We start from the raw sequence: 17079 nt of genomic DNA, 5'->3' as shown, positions 1-17079 counted from the left end.
CGCTGCGCGCGTGGTCCTCGCGCGCAGCGACGGCGGGTAGGTGGAGCTTGCGGTCAGGAATTGGCCCGGATGGCGCCCTCGAGAACGTCGAGACCGTCAGCCAGGAGCTCGTCGCTGATCACGAGCGGCGGGAGCAGGCGGATCACGTTGCCGTACGTGCCGCACGTCAGGATGATGACACCCTCCTTGAGGCAGTACTCAGCGATCTTCTTCGTCACCTCGCCGTCGGGCTGCTTGGTCGTCGCCGCGCTGCCCTTCTTCACGAATTCGATCGCGAGCATCGCCCCGCGGCCGCGGATGTCGCCGATGATGCCGTCTCCGAGCTCGTCGCGGAGTGCCCCCAGGCGGCGCTTCACGGTCGTCTCGATCTCGTGCGCGCGGCCCCTGAGGTCCTGGGTATCCATCGTCTCGATGGCCGCGAGTGCGGCGGCGCAGGCCACGGGGTTGCCGCCGTAGGTACCGCCCAGACCGCCGCCGTGCACGGCGTCGAGCAGCTCGGCGCGGCCCGTCACCGCGGAGAGGGGCATGCCGCCCGCGATGCCCTTCGCCGTCGTGATGAGGTCCGGCACGACTCCCTCGTGCTGAACCGCAAACCACTCGCCGGTACGGCAGAAGCCGGACTGGACCTCGTCCGCGATGAAGACGATCCCGTTCTCCTTCGCGAACTCCGCAATCCGCGGGAGGAAGCCCTCCGCGGGCACGATGAACCCGCCCTCGCCCTGGATCGGCTCGATGATGATCGCGGCGACCTGGTCGGCGCCGATCTGCTTCTGGATCATGAGGATGGCGCGCTCGGCGGCCTCCTTGCCCGTGATCTGCGGGTTCTCCTCGCGGAACGGGTAGCTCATCGGCGCGCGGTAGATCTCGCCCGCGAACGGCCCGAAGCCGGTCTTGTACGGCATGGCCTTCGCCGTGAGGCCCATCGTGAGGTTCGTGCGGCCGTGGTAGGCGTGGTCGAAGGCGACGACGGCGTTGCGGCCGGTGGCGACGCGGGCGATCTTGACGGCGTTCTCGACGGCCTCCGCGCCCGAGTTGAACAGCACGGTGCGCTTCTCGTGCTCGCCCGGCGTGAGCTGGTTGAGCTTCTCGGCGACGGCCACATAGCCCTCGTAGGGGGAGACCATGAAGCACGTGTGGGTGAAGTGCTCCACCTGCTCCTTGACGGCGCCGACGACGGCGGCATCCGATGCGCCGACGGTCGTCACCGCGATGCCCGAGCCGAGGTCGATGAAGGAGTTGCCGTCGACGTCGTGGATCACGCCGCCGTCGGCATCGGCCACGTAGACGGGGACGGAGGAGGCCACGCCCTTCGCGACGTTCGCGGCGCGCCGCGCGGCGAGTTCGAGCGACTTGGGACCGGGGAAGTCCCCGAGGACCTTGCGCTTCTGCTCGAGGCGGTAGGTGATGTCCATTGAATGATTCCTTTCTGAAGCGTGATGCGTCCGGACGGTTGAGGCGTGGGCCTTACGCGTCCAGGTTGCTCATGACGTGCTTGACGCGCGTGTAGTCCTCGACGGAGTACATGGAGAGGTCCTTGCCGTAGCCGGACTGCTTGAAGCCGCCGTGGGGCATCTCTGCGGTGAGCAGGATGTGGGTGTTGATCCAGACGGCCCCGAAGTCAAGGTCCCGCGCGAGGCGCATGGCGCGGCCGTGGTTCGACGTCCACACACTCGAGGCGAGCGCGTACTCGACGTCGTTCGCGAGCTCGACTGCCTCGTCCTCGGTGGTGAACTTCTGCACCGTGAGGACCGGGCCGAACGTCTCCTTCTGGACGACGTCGTCGTCCTGGTGCACGCCGGTGATGATGGTGGGCTCAAAGAAGAAGCCCTTCTCCCCCGCCCGGTGGCCACCGGTCTCGACCCTCGCGTACTCCGGAAGCGACTCCACGACCCGGTTCACCGCGTTGAAGTGGTTCACGTTGTTCAGGGGGCCGAAGTAGTTCTCTTCGTCGTTCTCGTGGCCGGTCTCGAGCGTCTTCGTGTGCTCGACCATGAGCCGCACGAACTCGTCGTGCGCCTGCTCCTCCACCAGCACCCGGGTGATGGCTGTGCAGTCCTGGCCCGCGTTGAAGAACGCGAATTCGGCGATCGCCGCGGCTGACTTCTTCAGGTCGGCGTCGGCGAAGACGACGGCGGGCGCCTTGCCGCCGAGCTCGAGATGGGAGCGCTTGAGCCCCTTCGCCGCCCCCGTGGCCACAGCGACGCCGGCCCGGACGGACCCGGTGATCGAGACGAGGCCGGGGACCGGGTGCTCGACCATGAGCGCACCCGTCGCCGCGTTGCCCAGGACGACGTTGACGACGCCGGCCGGGAAGATGGCCTGGATCAGCTTCGCGAGGACGAGCGTCGACTCGGGGGTGGTGTCCGAGGGCTTCAGGACGACCGTGTTGCCGGCTGCGAGGGCGGGGCCGATCTTCCAGATCGCCATGAGGAACGGGTAATTCCACGGGGCCACCTGGGCGACGACGCCGATCGGCTCGCGGCGGACGAACGACGTGTGCCCCTCGAAGTACTCCCCTGCGGACTTGCCCTCGAGCAGCCGTGCCGCACCCGCGAAGAACCGCAGCTGGTCGGCTCCGGCGGCGACCTCCTCTGAGGCGATGAGCGAACGCACCTGGCCCGTGTTGCGGTGCTGCGCCTCGACGAGCTCGTCGCTCGCTGCCTCGACCGCGTCCGCAAGGCGGAGCAGGAGGCGCTGGCGCTCGCTCGGCGTCGTCCGCTTCCACGTCCGGAAGGCGCGATCCGCCGCGGCCATCGCGGAGTCGACATCCTCCTTCACGGAGACCGGCGCCTTCGCGACGACTTCCCCGTTCGCGGGGTTGACGATGTCGAGCACCTCGGTGCCGGCCGGCGTCACGAACTCGCCGCCGATGAAGTTCTGCAAGGTCTGGACCACGGTGTCTTTCCTCGTTCGCTGGGACTCTCGAAGCCTCTTTGGCTACCTCACGAGACTAGGCGACCTGCGCCACAGCGAGTATGGCCGACTGCACTGGTTCCGATCGCATCCATGGTGCAAACGGCCAGCGTCTGAGCCCTATAGTGGTCGCATGGCTCTGACCCTCTCAGCACTGCTCGACGCCCCCGGTCTGGGGCTCACACTCGTGGGCTCGGCGACGTCGACACTTCACCGCGAGATCGTCTGGGTCGCGGTCACTGAGCAGGAGAACCCCTCGATGTTCCTGAGCGGCGGCGAACTCGTGCTCACCACGGGGGTCCGGCAGCGGTCCGCGGAGGAGCAGCGCCGTTTTGTCCGCGTCCTGCAGCGGGCGGGCGCCGTCGGCATTGGGTTCGGGGTCGGCCTCGGGCACGACGACGTCCCGCCGGCCCTCGTCGCAGAGGCGAACCGCTGGGGCCTGCCGGTCCTCGAGGTCCCCTACCGGACACCGTTCATGGCGATCAGCCGCCTCGTCGCCGACTCGCACTCCGCGGACCACTACGCGAAGCTCGAGAAGCTCATCGGGGACCATCAGGTCCTCGCGCGTTCGCTCCTGACCGGCGGAGGCCTCGCCGAGCTCCTCAAACACCTCGGCGGAATGCTCGGAACCGAGCTCGTGCTGACCCAGTTCACGGCCGAGCTCTACTCGAGCAGCAAGGATGCCGGGGCGCCCACCATGGACCGCTGGGTCCCGTTCCCCGTCCCGACCGGCCGTCGCGACGCGTGCACCCTCTGGGCCAGGAAGCCGTTCGACGACACGGGCATCATCGGCTACGCGCAGAACCTCATCAGCGTCGAGCTCAACAACCTCACGAAGCAGCGCCAAGCCCAGCGGGCGCTCGCCGGGCAGGTGATGGCCGACGTCGTCCGCGGCTCCCTCGACACCGACGAGGCCTCGCGCCGCCTCGCGGGGGTGGGGGTCAACTCGACCAAGCGGAACGTCGTGCTGCTCGGGGAATCGGCCGCCCACCACAAGAACCTCCGCGGGACCACGCTTCCGGCCGCGCTCGACGGCGCGGTGAGCGCGATCGTCGACCGTGACCTCGTCGTCGTGATCGAGGACGACGGCGCCAGCGCGCCGAAGCTCGGAAGGAGCCTCGCGGACCATCTCCTCGAGGCGGGCATCCACGCGACGATCGGCATCGGCGGCAGCTACACGAAGCCGAACGGACTCCGTTGGAGCTTCTTCGAGGCCAAGGAAGCCGCTGCGCGGGGGCTCGAGGTCAACGAGCCGGAGCGACTAAGCCTGACCTCGCTCCTGCTCTCGAGCGAGGACGTCCCCCTCGCGGACATGGCCGGGGAGGCGATCGGCCCGCTTGTGCGCTTCGACAAGCAGCACGGCTCGGAACTCGTGCACACGCTCGAGACGTACCTCAACCTCAACGGCTCCGTGGCCTCCGTTGCCGACGACCTCAACCTGCACCGGAACACCGTCCGGTACCGGCTCGCGCAGATCGCCGAGCTCACGGGGTACGACCCGGCCGTCACCGCCGACCGCGTGCAGCTCTACCTCGCGCTGGCGGTGCGGCGGGTCGCCCGCACCTGACCGGCCCAACTAAGCCCCGCCCTACCCGTAGCCCCGCCAACACGTAGGTAGCCCCACCCAACACGTAGCCCGGCCCGAAACGTCGCGCCGTCAGATCCGCAGGGTGTGCACCCTGCGGATCTGACGGCGCGTCCGAAGTGGGTCGCGCGAATGATGGTCGCGCGGCGAGTGGGGTCAGCGGGCGGTGACGGGCGCGCCGTCGCGGGACACCGCGCCGTCGCGCGAGACCCCCACCATCTGCTCCCGCGCCACGACCTTCACGCGCTCACGCGCGATCGGGCCCTTGTGGGTCGGCGCGGGCTCGGAGGCCTCGCCAAGAGAGCGCTCGTGCGCGTCGAGGGCGAGCCAGCCTTCCCACGTCGTGTACTCGATTCCGCGCGCCTCGAGGAGCTCGACGACGGCGTCTTCCGCGGGCTCGGCGGCAACCGGAAGCTCCTCGCGGGCGTCGAGGAGGTGGCCGATGGTCTCGAGCGCGTCGCCCTTCGTGTGGCCGATGAGCCCGACGGGACCGCGCTTGATCCAGCCCGTCGTGTAGACCCCCGGCACGAAGGCGCCGTCGGCGTCGAGGACGCGCCCGCCGTCGTTCGGGATGACGCCGCGGCGGTGGTCGAACTCGACGTCCTGGAGCAGCGACCCGAAGTAGCCGATCGCACGGTAGACGGCCTGGACCGGGTACTCGACAATCTCGCCCGTGCCGCGGGCGTTGCCCGTCCCGTCGAGCTCGGTGCGCTCGAAGCGGATCCCCGCTACCTTCCCTGGAGTCTCGGCCGAGTCGACGATCTCGACCGGGCTGTGCAGGAAGTGCAGGTGCAGGCGGCGCGAGGCAGTGAACTCGGACGGGTCCTCGGGCTGCTCGGCGATCCAGTTCGTGAGCGTGCCGACCATGGTCTTGACCTGGTTGTTCGTCTGGATCTCGCGGTCCGAGGCCTCGTCGAACTCGAAGTCCTCGGGGTAGAGGACGATGTCGACATCGTGCGAGTGCGAGAGCTCGCGGAGCTCGAGGGGCGTGAACTTGACCTGGGCGGGTCCGCGGCGGCCGAACACGTGCACGTCCGTGACCGGTGACTCCTTGAGGATCCGGTAGACGTTGTCCGGGATCTCCGTCACGAGGAGCTCGTCGGCGTGCTTGGAGAGCACCCGCGCGACATCGAGCGCGACGTTGCCGTTGCCGATGACCGCGACCTCCTTCGCGTCGAGCGGCCACTCGCGCGGCACATCCGGATGGCCGTCGTACCACGAGACGAAGTCGGCCGCGCCGAACGAGCCCTCGAGCTCGATGCCCGGGATGTTGAGGTCGGCGTCCTTGATCGCGCCCGTGGCGAAGATGACCGCGTCGTAGTGGCGCTGGAGGTCCTCGAGGGAGAGGTCCGTTCCGTAGTCGACGTTGCCGAAGAAGCGGATGTCCCCACGGTCAAGCACCTTGTGCAGGGCGTTGACGATCCCCTTGATCCGCGGGTGGTCCGGCGCGACGCCGTAGCGGATGAGGCCGTATGGCGCAGGGTACCGGTCGAAGAGGTCGATGCTCAGGGTGAGCTCCCCCGACGCGACCGGCGCGCTCTTGGTCAGCAGGTCCGCGGCGTAGACGCCGGCCGGGCCGGAGCCGACGACGGCGACTCGCAGCGCGCGCTCAGCAGGATTGTTGTTCGACACTTGGTTTATTCCTTCGGGTTTTGGGGTCAGAGGGTCGGGTCGGCTTGAGGGGCCGCGGTGGCTAAGGACGCTCGAAAGGACGACGGCGCATACGGGCTCACGCGGACGACGTCGCCGACCACGATCACTGCGGGGTTCGCGACGCCCACGCGCTCGGCCTGGTCCACGATCGTCCCGAGGGTTCCGATCGTGACGCGTTGCCGCTCGGTCCAGCCGCTCTCCACGATGGCCACGGGCGTCCCGGCCGGGAGCCCGTGGGCCCGGAGATGCTGGACCGAGTGCGCAAGCCGACGCACGCCCATGAGCAGCACGATCGTGTGGTCGGGCCGGGCAGGGAGCTCGTCGAGCTCTTCGTGCCCCGTCACGACGCTGAAGCCGGTCGCGAGGCCCCGGTGCGTCACGGGGATCCCGGCGGCAGCGGGCACCGAGATCGCGCTCGTCACCCCTGGGACCACCTCGACGTCGACGCCGTGCTCGCGGCAGAACTCGGCCTCCTCGCCACCGCGGCCGAGGACGTACGGGTCGCCGCCCTTGAGCCGCACCACGACGTGGCCCGCGCGGGCCTCGTCGACGAGGATGCGGTTGATCTCGTCCTGGGTCGCGGTGTGGGCGCCCGGCGCCTTGCCGACCTCGATGATGCGAGGACCGCCCGCTTCGGCAGCGGGCAGCTCGTCAAGGAGTCCGCGGGGGCCGAGACGGTCCGCGACGACGACGTCGGCCTCCGCAAGCAGCTGCCGGCCGCGGACGGTGATGAGTCCGCTCTCGCCCGGGCCACCGCCGACGAGCGCAACGCGCCCGGTGCCGGCCCGATGCCTCCGGAGCGGGAGGCGGCCGGTCTTGAGCGCGAGGACGATCGCGTCCTTGAGGGCCTTCGCCCGGCGCGGGTCTCCCCCGTCGTTCACGGCGACGGTGACGTCGTCCACGCGAGCGGACGCGGGAGTCCACGCGGCGGACGCCTCATGGTCGCTCGCGTTGACGCACCAGATCCGGCGCTCCTCGGCGTCGGCCGCCACGCGCGAATCGACGTCGGCGACGCCCGTCGCGGTCTGCGCGAACCAGACGCCGTCGAGGTCTCCCGTCTCGTAGCCGCGGCGCACCCAGGTGACGAGCCCGGCTTCGGCCAGCTGGGCGACGTCGTCCGCTGCTTCGGGCGCGACGACCGTGACGAGCGCGCCCGCGTCGAGGAGCGCCCGCGCGCGGCGGCCTGCCACCCGCCCGCCGCCGACGACGAGTACCGGCTTGCCGAGAAGCCGGAGCGAGGTGGGGAAGAGATCGCGGCCGGTCATCGCGTCGCCCCTGCGAGGAGCCCGCGACGGCGCAGGAGCCGCCGCTCGACCGGCCCGAACACGAGCAGCTCGATGAGGATGCCGACGGCGAGAATCGCGATGATCGCTCCCATGACAATGCCCATGTCGCTCAGCGTACGGCCCTGATCGAGGAGCGAGCCCAGGCCGAAGCCGAGGCTTCCGCCCACGGCGATGATCTCCGCGGCCATGAGCGAGCGCCACGAGAACGCCCAGCCTTGCTTGAGCCCCGCGACGTAGCCAGGGAGCGCCGCCGGGAGCACGACCTGGAGCGCGAGCTCGAACCGCGACGCTCCGAGGACCTTCGCGACCGAGCGATAGTGCGGCGGGATCTGGTCGACGCCGGCGACGAGGCCGTTGACGATCGACGGGATCGCGCCCATGAGCACGACGAAGTACACGGTCGCGTCCGTGAGGCCGAACCAGATGATCGCGGCCGGGACCCACGCGACGGAGGGCAGGACCTGAAGGCCGGAGATGAGCGGGCCGAACGCACGGCGGAGCGGCCGGACCTGCGCGAGCAGGAGGCCCAGGGGCGTCCCGATGACGATCGAGACCGCGAAGCCGAGCAGCCCGCGGGTGAGCGACGTGACGATCGCCTGCTGGACCTGCCCCGCCTGCCACAGCTGGCCGAGGCTCGCGGCGACGTCGAGCGGTCCGGGCATGAGATCCTGCCGCTTGAGCCCGAGCGAGGCCACGATCTGCCACACGAGAAGGACCACGACGACGGCGCCCAGCGGGAGCGCGACCCGCCCCCAATCACGGCGGCGGTGGGAGGCCTCGGACTGAAGCTCGTCGAGGCCCGCTTCGAGGGCGCGGAGCTCCTCGGTCTCGTTCTCCACGCCCACGGTGGGGTCGAGTTCTGTCACGTTACTTGCCATGGCGGCGGATCTCCTCGCGCAGGCGGGCGGTGATGTCGGCCGTCAAGGCGGCGGCAGCTGCGGCGTCGTCCTTCACGGCGCCGGGCACATCCCACTCGCTCACCACGCGGCCCGGGCGGGAGGAGAGGAGCAGGACGCGCTGGCCGAGGCGGACGGCCTCACGCACGTTGTGGGTCACGAAGATGATGGTCCGGCCGGTCTCGCGCCAGATTCGGGTGAGCTCCTCGTGGAGGAGGTCCCGGGTGATCGCGTCGAGCGCGGCGAAGGGCTCGTCCATGAGGAGGACCTCGCGGTCCTGGCTCAGGGCGCGGGCCAGAGCCACGCGCTGACGCATGCCGCCCGAGAGCTCATGCGGCCGCTTCTCCGCGGCCTCGCCGAGGTGGACGAGCTCGAGCAGCTCGGTGGCCCGGTCCCTGCGCTCGGCCTTTCCGACGCCGCGCAGCTTGAGGGCGAGCTCGATGTTCCCGCGTGCCGTGAGCCACGGGTAGAGGGCGGCGTCCTGGAACATGAACGCGGCCCCGTCCGCCGGGACCTCGAGCGCACCGGTGGTGGGGCGCTCGAGGCCGGCGATGATGTTGAGCAGGGTCGACTTGCCGCAGCCTGAGGCGCCCAACAGGGCAACGAACTCGCCCGCGCCGATGCTGGCATTCACCCCGTCGAGCACGGGGGCGCCGTCGCCGAAGCGTTTGCCGAGGTTCTCGAGCAGTACGGACATTTCTCGCTCCTACTCCTGGCCGAGTCCGGCCGCGCTGACCTTGGCCTCGCCGGAGACCCGGTTGAGGATGCTCAGGTCGAAGAGTCCATGCAGGTCAGCCGTCTTCGACACGCCCGCGTCGACGCCGTCCTGGAGCAGCTTCGGGTAGGCGCCGGCCAGGGGGTCGGTGGTGAAAGTGATGTTGCCGAGGGCGCGTTGGACGACGTTCGCGGGCAGGGCCTGCCCCGCGGCCGCCTTGAGCCCATCGTTGACGGCTTGGACCTTCTGGGTGTCGCTGGCCTTGTTGAGCCAGTCGATCGCCGAGGCGTCTCCCTTGACGAGGGCCTCGACGGTCTGCGGATGGTCGGCGGCGAACTTCTTGTTCACCACAAGCACCGTGGTTGGGAACAGGCCGGGCTTTCCGGTCTGCGAGCCGTCCCACAGGGTCTTCTCGTCCACGAGGACGTGTGCGCCGGCTTGGAGCACGAGCCGCGACGCCCACGGCTCCGGAAGCCATGCGCCGTCGAGCTTGCCCGCTTGGAATAGCTTGAGGGTCTGGGCATTGTCGGTCGGGTCGATAGTGACGTCGCCCGAGCCGTTGGGATTCGTCTTGTAGCCCTGCTTGGCCAGCCAAGCGCGGAGCGCGACGTCCTGCGTGTTGCCGAGCTGCGGGGTCGCGAGGGTCTTGCCCTTGAGGTCGGCCGCGGAGTTGATGCCCGGCCGCACGACAAGCTGCGCACCGCCCGCCGCGACGCCCGCCACGACGACCAGGGACTGGCCCTTGCTCTGGGCGAAGGAGTTGATGGCGGGGTTCGGGCCGACATAGGCGGCGTCGATCGCGCCCGCGTTGAGCGCCTCGATCTCGGCCGGGCCGGCATTGAAGACCTGCGTCGTGAGGCTGTTGGTGCCGGCCGCCTTGAGTGCCTCGCTGATCAAGCCCTGGCGGACCCCGATGACGGCAGGGGCGTGCGTGACGTTTGCGAAGTAGCCGAGCCGAAGCTGCGCGGCCGGCGTGCCCGTCTGGGCGATGGCGGCCTGGTTCGGCTGGCTCGCCGTCTGGTTGGCGTTGGCGGTTGCGATGGCGGCGCCGACTCCAAGGAGGAGGACGAGGGCGGCTCCGATGCCGATCGTGAGACCTCGACCTCGCCTGGCGCGGGTCGTGTCAGTCTCGGCGGTAATCCGGACGCGCTGGGGCGTCCCTGTGTCTGGGGCAGGGCTCTTGCTCATGGTGAGTCCTCGGGTCTCGCTGGAAATAGGTCGGGAGGTCTGATGCGGGCCTAGCGACGTGCCCGACATCGGGGCATTCGCCCTGCTGTGACGAGGCGGTTGGTGCGGACCATGCATTCCAGCGTAGGGAGGGGCTATGGGGGGCCCAAGGGGCCGGTCACGGTCGTTCACCGTACGTCATGGGGCGTCATAGAGGGTCGTTGACGCCCTCCCTAGAGGTCGGCGAGGGCGTCTAGGGCTGGCTGTGGCCCGCTCCAGCCCGTTTCTCACGCGAAAAAGTCCGCGCCGCGGCAGAAACGCCGCGGCGCGGACTGATTGGGAAAACACAACCGGGCGGGAGCGCGCCGGGCGGCGAGGCTAGATCCAGTACCGCTCGTCCTCGGTATCGCCCGGGTGCTCGCGAACCATGCCGGCGGCGAGCGTCGCGCCGTCCTGTGGATCGATCACGAGGAATGCGCCCGTGCGACGATGGGCAGCGTACGGCTCGAGCGGGAGCGGTGCTGCGAGCCGGAGCTGCGCCTCGCCGATGTCGTTGAGCTCAAGACCCGAGGCGGGCGTGACCTCGAAGCTGTCGAGGTCCAGCTTGCCCGTCACCGAACGAACCAACGCCCGAACGGTCGAGGTGCCGTGCTTCACGAGGACCCTCGCGCCCTCCCGTAGGGGCTTGGTCGAGAGCCAGCAGAGCGATCCGTACAGATCCGCGGTGCTCTCGGGGAGCGTGCCGGCGGCCGCGATCGTGTCCCCGCGCGCCACATCGAACTCGTCCGCAAGCCGCAGCGCAACCGAGAGGGGCGCCGCGGCCTCCTCGAGCGAGCGGCCCGCGACGTCGATTCCCACCACGGTCGTCTCCCGCGAGGCCTGGCCGGGCGTCACCACGGACACGCGGTCGCCCACGCGCACGATGCCCTCTGTGACCTGCCCCGCATACGCGCGGTAGTCGCGGAACTCGGCGTCATCCAGCCCCGGCGCGAGCGCGCCCTGCGGCCGGATAACCGTCTGAACCGGGAAGCGGAACGGCTCTTGGGCATCGTCAAGTTCGTCCGTACCAGGCAGCGACTCGAGCAGCTCAATCAGAGTCGGCCCCGTGTACCAGGAGGTGCGGTCCGAGCGGTCGACCACGTTGTCACCGTCGAGCGCCGAGACCGGGATGGCGACCGCCTCGCGCAGCCCCAGCTCCCGAGCAACCCGCGCGACATCCGCAGAGATCGAGGCGAACACCGACTCGGAGAAGTCGACGAGGTCGATCTTGTTGACCGCGACGACGACGTGCGGCACGCGCAGGAGCGCGGCGACCGAGAGGTGCCGGCGGGTCTGCTCGAGCACGCCCTTGCGCGCGTCGATGAGGAGGACGACGGCGTCGGCCGTCGACGCGCCCGTCACGGTGTTCTTCGTGTACTGCACGTGGCCCGGGCAGTCCGCGAGGATGAACGTGCGGCGGTCCGTCGCGAAGTACCGGTAGGCAACATCGATCGTGATGCCCTGCTCGCGCTCGGCCCGGAGGCCGTCGGTGAGCAGCGCGAGGTCAAGCCCGCCCTTTTCCCCGCCGAAGCCGCGCGCCTCGGACGTCCGCGCGACGGCGTCGAGCTGGTCGGCGAGGATCGCCTTCGAGTCGTGGAGCAGGCGGCCCACGAGGGTGGACTTGCCGTCGTCGACCGAGCCCGCGGTCGCAAACCGGAAGAGCGTGCCCTGCTCGAGTGTCGGCTGCTCGAGTGTTGCTTCAGCAGTCATCAGAAGTACCCGTCCTTCTTGCGGTCTTCCATTGCCGCTTCGGAAATCCTGTCGTCGGCGCGGGTCGCGCCGCGCTCCGTGAGGGTCGACGCCGCGACCTCGCGCACCACATCGGCCACCGTGAAGGCGTCCGAGAGCACGGCCCCCGTGCAGGACATGTCACCCACCGTGCGGTATCGCACGGTGCGGACGACGACGTCCTCCCCCTCGCGCGGCAGGCTCACCTCGCCCACGGCGCGCCACATGCCGTCGCGCTGGAACACGTCGCGGTCATGCGCGTAGTAGATGCTCGGCAGCTCGATGCCCTCGCGCTCGATGTACCGCCAGATGTCGAGCTCGGTCCAGTTGCTGATCGGGAAAGCGCGGACATGCTGGCCCACCGTGTGGCGGCCGTTGTAGAGGTTCCACAGCTCGGGGCGCTGGTTGCGTGGATCCCACTGGCCGAACTCGTCGCGCAGCGAGAGGATGCGCTCCTTGGCGCGCGCCTTGTCCTCGTCGCGGCGGCCGCCGCCGAACACGGCGTCGAACTTATTCGCGGCGATCGTCTCGAGGAGCGGGACGGTCTGGAGCGGGTTGCGCGTCCCGTCGGCACGCTCCTGGAGCTCGCCTCGGTCGATGTACTCCTGCACTGACCCGACCACGAGCTTGAGCCCTAGCCGCGCGACCGTCCGGTCGCGGAAGTCGAGCACCTCGGGGAAGTTGTGGCCCGTGTCCACGTGCAGCACGGGGAACGGGATCTTCCCGGGCCAGAACGCCTTCGCCGCAAGGTGCAGCATGACCACCGAGTCCTTGCCGCCCGAGAACAGCATCGCGGGACGCTCGAACTCGGCGACGACCTCGCGGATGATGTGGATGGACTCGGCCTCGAGCGCGTCGAGGAGGCCTAGGTGCTCGGCTCCCGCTTCCGCGGGCAATGCCGCCCCCGCCCCATCGCCGCGCGGGTGATCTGCGATCTGCCCAGCGCGCGGCTCGTTAAGGCCCGATGCCACTCCCGGGGCGGCGTTGCCCGCTCCAGCCTCAGTGGGCACGCCAGCCTCGCTCAGGTCCTCGACCGCACCGAGGCTCTCGTTGGTGTAGGTGCTCATACGTGAAGTCCGCATTCTGTCTTGTCGGTGCCGGACCAGCGGCCGGCTCGGGGGTCTTCTCCTGGGGCTACCGCGCGGGTACACGGCGCGCAGCCGATCGAGAGGAACCCCTGGGCAAGGAGGGGGTTGACGGGGAGCAGGTTGTCCTCGGAGTACTGGACGAGCTGGTCGAAGGACCACGGCGCGACAGGGTTGACCTTGACGAGGCCGTTCTTCTCGTCGAACGTCACGAGGGGTGTGTTGGTGCGGGTCGGGGCCTCATCGCGGCGCACACCGGTGAACCACAGCTCGTAGCCCTGGAGGGAGCGGTGCAGGGGCTCGACCTTGCGCAGGGCGCAGCACCGTGCGGGATCACGGGAGAAGAGGTCTTTGCCCTCCGACGCGTCCTGCTCAGCCACCGTCTGCTGCGGCAGCACGTCGACGATGTTGACGCGAAGGTTCTCCGCGACGTCGTTCCTCGTCTTGTAGGTCTCCGGGAAGTGGTAGCCGGTGTCCAGGAACAGGACGTCGACGCCCGGGAGCTGGTCCGCGACGAGCGCCGGCAGCACGGCGTCGGCCATGGAGCAGGCGACGGCGGTGGCCTGGGTGGCGAAGTTCCTCGCCACCCAGCCGATCACCTCGTCCGCGGACGCCTCCCAGCCGAGCTCGGCGGCGCCGGCCTCGGCGAGGGCACGGAGTTCCTCGAGAGATCTCTTGCTCACTGGAGGGCCTCCTCCTCGGCCGCGAGCGCCCATTCGGCAAAGCTCTGGTCCTCATTGGCCCGCTCGGCGAGGTACCGCCGAGTGACGCGCTCGACGTAGTCGGGAAGGTCGTCGGTGGTGACCTTGAGGCCGCGGACGGTCCGGCCGGTCCCGGCCTCTTCGCGCGTGTCGGAGGCGAGACCGCCGCCGAGGTGCACCTGGAAGCCCGGGGTCTGGCCGCCGTTGCCGTCAGGCAGCAGCTGGCCCTTGAGCCCGATGTCCGCCGTCTGGATGCGGGCGCACGAGTTGGGGCAGCCATTGATGTGGAGCGTGAGCGGCTTGAGCAGTCCGTTCGGGCCGCCCTTGTCGTCGGCAAACCGCTTCTCGAGCTCGTCGATCGCGTTGCTTGCCGTGCCCTTCGTATCCACGATGGCGAGCTTGCAGAACTCGATGCCGGTGCAGGCGATGGTCGAACGGCGCCAAGGGCTCGGGTCGGCGTAGAGGCCGAGCTCCTCGAGACCGGCGACGAGCGACTCGACGCGGTCCTCCTCGACGTCGAGGACGACGACCTTCTGGTGCGGCGTTGTGCGGAGCCGCTGCGAGCCGTGCGCCTCGATGAGGTCGGCGAGCTTCAGCAGGACGTCGCCGGACACCCGGCCTACGGTCGGGGTCGCGCCGACGTAGAAGCGCCCGTCCTTCTGGCGGTGCACGCCCACGTGGTCGCCCGGCGTCGTCGGCTTCTTGGCGGCGGGGCCATCGGGAAGCGGGGATGAAAGGTACTCGGTCTCGAGGATGTGCCGGAACTTCTCGGCACCCCAGTCGGCCATGAGGTACTTGAGGCGGGCGCGGTTGCGGAGCCGGCGGTAGCCGTAGTCGCGGAAGATGCTCGTCACGCCGACCCACACCTCGGCGGCGCGCGACGGTTCGACGAAGGCGCCAAGACGCTGGGCGAGGTGGGCCGAGGTCGAGAGGCCGCCACCAACCCAGAGGTCGAAGCCGGCGCCGAGCTCGGGGTGGACCACGCCCACGAAAGCGACGTCGTTGATCTCGTGGACCACGTCCTGGCTCGGGTGGCCGGTGAGGGCAGTCTTGTACTTGCGCGGGAGGTTCGCGAAGCTCGGGTCGCCGATGTAGCGCTCTGAGATCTCGCGGATCGCCGGCGTAGGGTCGAGGATCTCGTCCGCGGCAATGCCGGCGACCGGCGAGCCGAGGATGACGCGCGGGACGTCGCCGCAGGCCTCGGTCGTGCGGAGGCCCACGCCCTCGAGGCGGCGCCAGATCTCAGGCACATTCTCGATCTCGACCCAGTGGAGCTGGATGTTCTGGCGGTCCGTGATGTCGGCGCTGCCCCGCGCGAAGTCACGCGAGATGCCGCCGATGACGCGGAGCTGCTCGGTCGTGAGCGCGCCGCCGTCGATGCGCACGCGCATCATGAAGTAGCGGTCCTCGAGCTCCTCGGGCTCGAGGACCGCGGTCTTGCCGCCGTCGATCCCGGGCTTGCGCTGAGTGTAGAGGCCCCACCAGCGGAAGCGGCCGTGAAGGTCGGTGGGGTCGATGGAATCGAAGCCGCCCTTGGCGTAGATGTTCTCGATCCGCTCCCGGACGTTCAGGCCGTCGTCCGCCTGCTTCATGACCTCGGTGCCGTTGAGCGGCTCCATACCGTCGACCTTCCACTGCCCGTTGGGCTTCGAGGAACGAGGCCGGGAGGGCCGTTCGGTGCGCGCGGCAATGGCTGTGTCAGTCATGATTCGAGGGTACGGACCGCCCCGGGCGTGTCCCCAGAGAGGTGCAACGCGATGTCACCGAGGGACACATTTCTTCGTATTCGCGTCACGCCCCTTGACCGGGCCAGCCCTCACCGCTTGGCCTCGTGCCACCATCACAGCGCGGCGAGGGCCGCCTCGAAGCGATCAAGCGCGATCTGCGCGACCTCGGGAGCCGGAAGCAGGGGCGGGGCGACGGCGTCCGCGCCGGCCTTCGCGAGCTGGTCATGGAAGTAGCCCGGCGCGAGGAGGTAGCTCGCGACGACGATCCGGCTCACCTCCTCCGCGCGGAGCTCCGCAACTGCGTCAGGGACGCTCGGCTCCGCGCTCGCGCCATAGGCGGGCAGGATCCGGTTGGGGATGAGGTGACGCAGCATGTCGGCGAGGCGCTCGACGTCGTCCGCCGCCGCCGGGTTGGAGGAACCCGCAGCCGCGAGCACGACGGCGTCGTCCGGTCCCAGATCCGCCTCGGCGAGCCGCGCGGCGAGCACCTGCGCAAGCCGGGGATCGGGACCGAGGGGCGCGGCTGCCGTCGTCCGTTCCCGAGACTTGACCGCCCTGCCGATGTCCACCTTCACGTGGTAGCCCACGCTCAAGAGGAGCGGGACGACGACGGCGGGTGCCTCCGCGGGAAGGCCTCCGACGACCTCGGGCAGCTCGGGGCCGTGGACGTCGACGTAGGCGTCGAGAACCGTGACGTCCGGCCGCGCATCGCGGAGCTCCTCGACGACCCGGAGGATCGCGGCCTTGCCATCGGGGTTGCTCGTTCCGTGGGCGCACGCGACGAGGATCGGCTGGGTCATAGGTGGAGCCTACCGGGGGCACGGGTCCGAGGCGGGGCCGACTGGCTAGGATAAAGGCATGAGCGAGATGTTCTTGGATAAGTTCCGCGCGCTTGTCCCCAAGTACCTCGGCGATCCGTGGAAGCCGAGCGACGGGATCTCCGAGGACGAGCTCGACGAGGCCCTCGAGGAGCACGCCTTCACGATCCCGCTTGTGCTGCGCGAGTTCTACCTCGCCCTCGGCAGCTCGGAACTCATGGAGGCGTACCACTACTTCTGGGACCCGGAGGAGCTCGAGATCGACGAAGAGGGCTTCCTCATGTTCCTCGAAGACGAGGACGAGCAGTTCACCTGGGGCCTCCGCTCGGGGGATCTCCGCGTGCCGGACCCGATCGTCTACCGCAAGAACAACGCCCGGGGCGAGTGGGTGTCCGAGGACGGGACCTTCTCCGAGTTCACGTTCGACATGTTCGAGTGGGTCTTCTCGACCGCCGAAGACGACGAAGAGGAGCACGTCTAGCAGCTGCGGGCTGCTTACCTCCAGCCCGTCCCTCCAGGACCTCCCGCTAGCCCCGCCTGCACGGTGGTCCACGATCTCCTGGTCGGACGCAGCTGCCAGGCCATTGCCGCATGCGAGGTGAAGCTTCCGGTCCCGCGCCCCTTGCCCATGTCCTCAGCCTTGCCGGAGAAGGAAGCAGGGCGGAGTCGGCAGGACGCTCTATCTGGACAACCGCTGGACAACCGCTGGCTTGCGGGTCCAGAACCGGTGGTTCGAAAAAAAGTTGACCGAACCCACTGGACCTAT

General features: G+C 69.5%; 14 protein-coding genes. 2 read left to right on the top strand and 12 right to left on the bottom strand.

Annotated elements, in window-relative coordinates; all coding sequences use genetic code 11:
- Window positions 1-53: 53 nt before the first annotated feature.
- Together gabT and L0M17_RS04180 are read right to left on the bottom strand one after the other, a co-directional pair.
- Entirely contained in the window at window positions 54-1412 is a 1359-nt protein-coding gene (gene gabT / locus L0M17_RS04185) for a 4-aminobutyrate--2-oxoglutarate transaminase (RefSeq protein ID WP_241051524.1), read from the bottom strand.
- 52 nt (window positions 1413-1464) lie between these two features.
- Window positions 1465-2895: a gamma-aminobutyraldehyde dehydrogenase gene (locus L0M17_RS04180; RefSeq protein WP_241051523.1), complete on the bottom strand. Its 1431-nt coding sequence runs from the start codon at window positions 2893-2895 to the stop codon at window positions 1465-1467.
- A 151-nt stretch (window positions 2896-3046) separates the two neighbouring features.
- Between L0M17_RS04180 and L0M17_RS04175 the strand changes: the two genes are divergently transcribed.
- A complete protein-coding gene (locus L0M17_RS04175; RefSeq protein WP_241051522.1) occupies window positions 3047-4480 on the top strand; it encodes a PucR family transcriptional regulator in 1434 nt (477 codons plus the stop codon).
- Window positions 4481-4654: 174 nt separating this feature from the next.
- On the opposite strand, the gene L0M17_RS04170 is transcribed toward L0M17_RS04175, so the two are convergent.
- The 10 genes from L0M17_RS04170 to L0M17_RS04125 all read right to left on the bottom strand — a co-directional run bounded on the left by L0M17_RS04170 (window position 4655) and on the right by L0M17_RS04125 (window position 16295).
- The gene (locus tag L0M17_RS04170) at window positions 4655-6130 is read right to left on the bottom strand and encodes an FAD-dependent oxidoreductase (protein ID WP_241051521.1); all 1476 of its coding nucleotides are present in this window, start codon (window positions 6128-6130) and stop codon (window positions 4655-4657) included.
- A 26-nt stretch (window positions 6131-6156) separates the two neighbouring features.
- Entirely contained in the window at window positions 6157-7416 is a 1260-nt protein-coding gene (cobA, locus tag L0M17_RS04165; RefSeq protein ID WP_241051520.1) for a uroporphyrinogen-III C-methyltransferase, read from the bottom strand.
- Window positions 7413-8315, bottom strand: a complete 903-nt coding sequence (locus L0M17_RS04160; RefSeq protein WP_241051518.1) for an ABC transporter permease — start codon at window positions 8313-8315, stop codon at window positions 7413-7415. The genes cobA and L0M17_RS04160 overlap by 4 nt, the downstream gene beginning before the upstream one ends.
- Window positions 8305-9030: an ABC transporter ATP-binding protein gene (locus tag L0M17_RS04155; RefSeq protein ID WP_241051516.1), complete on the bottom strand. Its 726-nt coding sequence runs from the start codon at window positions 9028-9030 to the stop codon at window positions 8305-8307. The genes L0M17_RS04160 and L0M17_RS04155 overlap by 11 nt, the downstream gene beginning before the upstream one ends.
- 9 nt (window positions 9031-9039) lie before the next feature.
- A complete protein-coding gene (locus tag L0M17_RS04150; RefSeq protein ID WP_241051515.1) occupies window positions 9040-10236 on the bottom strand; it encodes an ABC transporter substrate-binding protein in 1197 nt (398 codons plus the stop codon).
- Window positions 10237-10593: 357 nt separating this feature from the next.
- Window positions 10594-11964, bottom strand: a complete 1371-nt coding sequence (locus L0M17_RS04145; RefSeq protein ID WP_241051514.1) for a sulfate adenylyltransferase subunit 1 — start codon at window positions 11962-11964, stop codon at window positions 10594-10596.
- Entirely contained in the window at window positions 11964-13049 is a 1086-nt protein-coding gene (gene cysD, locus L0M17_RS04140) for a sulfate adenylyltransferase subunit CysD (protein ID WP_241051513.1), read from the bottom strand. The genes L0M17_RS04145 and cysD overlap by 1 nt, the downstream gene beginning before the upstream one ends.
- Window positions 13046-13783, bottom strand: a complete 738-nt coding sequence (locus L0M17_RS04135) for a phosphoadenylyl-sulfate reductase (RefSeq protein WP_241051512.1) — start codon at window positions 13781-13783, stop codon at window positions 13046-13048. The genes cysD and L0M17_RS04135 overlap by 4 nt, the downstream gene beginning before the upstream one ends.
- On the bottom strand, window positions 13747-15474 hold the full coding sequence (locus L0M17_RS04130; protein WP_290427275.1) for a nitrite/sulfite reductase: 1728 nt from the start codon (window positions 15472-15474) through the stop codon (window positions 13747-13749). The genes L0M17_RS04135 and L0M17_RS04130 overlap by 37 nt, the downstream gene beginning before the upstream one ends.
- 134 nt (window positions 15475-15608) lie before the next feature.
- On the bottom strand, window positions 15609-16295 hold the full coding sequence (locus L0M17_RS04125; protein WP_241051511.1) for a sirohydrochlorin chelatase: 687 nt from the start codon (window positions 16293-16295) through the stop codon (window positions 15609-15611).
- Between the two features lie 58 nt (window positions 16296-16353).
- On the opposite strand from L0M17_RS04125, the gene L0M17_RS04120 reads away from it, so the two are divergent.
- Window positions 16354-16794: a hypothetical protein gene (locus L0M17_RS04120; RefSeq protein WP_241051510.1), complete on the top strand. Its 441-nt coding sequence runs from the start codon at window positions 16354-16356 to the stop codon at window positions 16792-16794.
- The last annotated feature ends 285 nt before the right edge of the window (window positions 16795-17079 follow it).

Origin of the sequence: Sinomonas terrae (assembly GCF_022539255.1) — a bacterium.
GTDB classification, from domain to species: domain Bacteria; phylum Actinomycetota; class Actinomycetes; order Actinomycetales; family Micrococcaceae; genus Sinomonas; species Sinomonas terrae.
The sequence above is the reverse complement of the archived record's forward strand: the minus strand, read 5'-3'. Positions and strand labels throughout refer to the sequence as shown.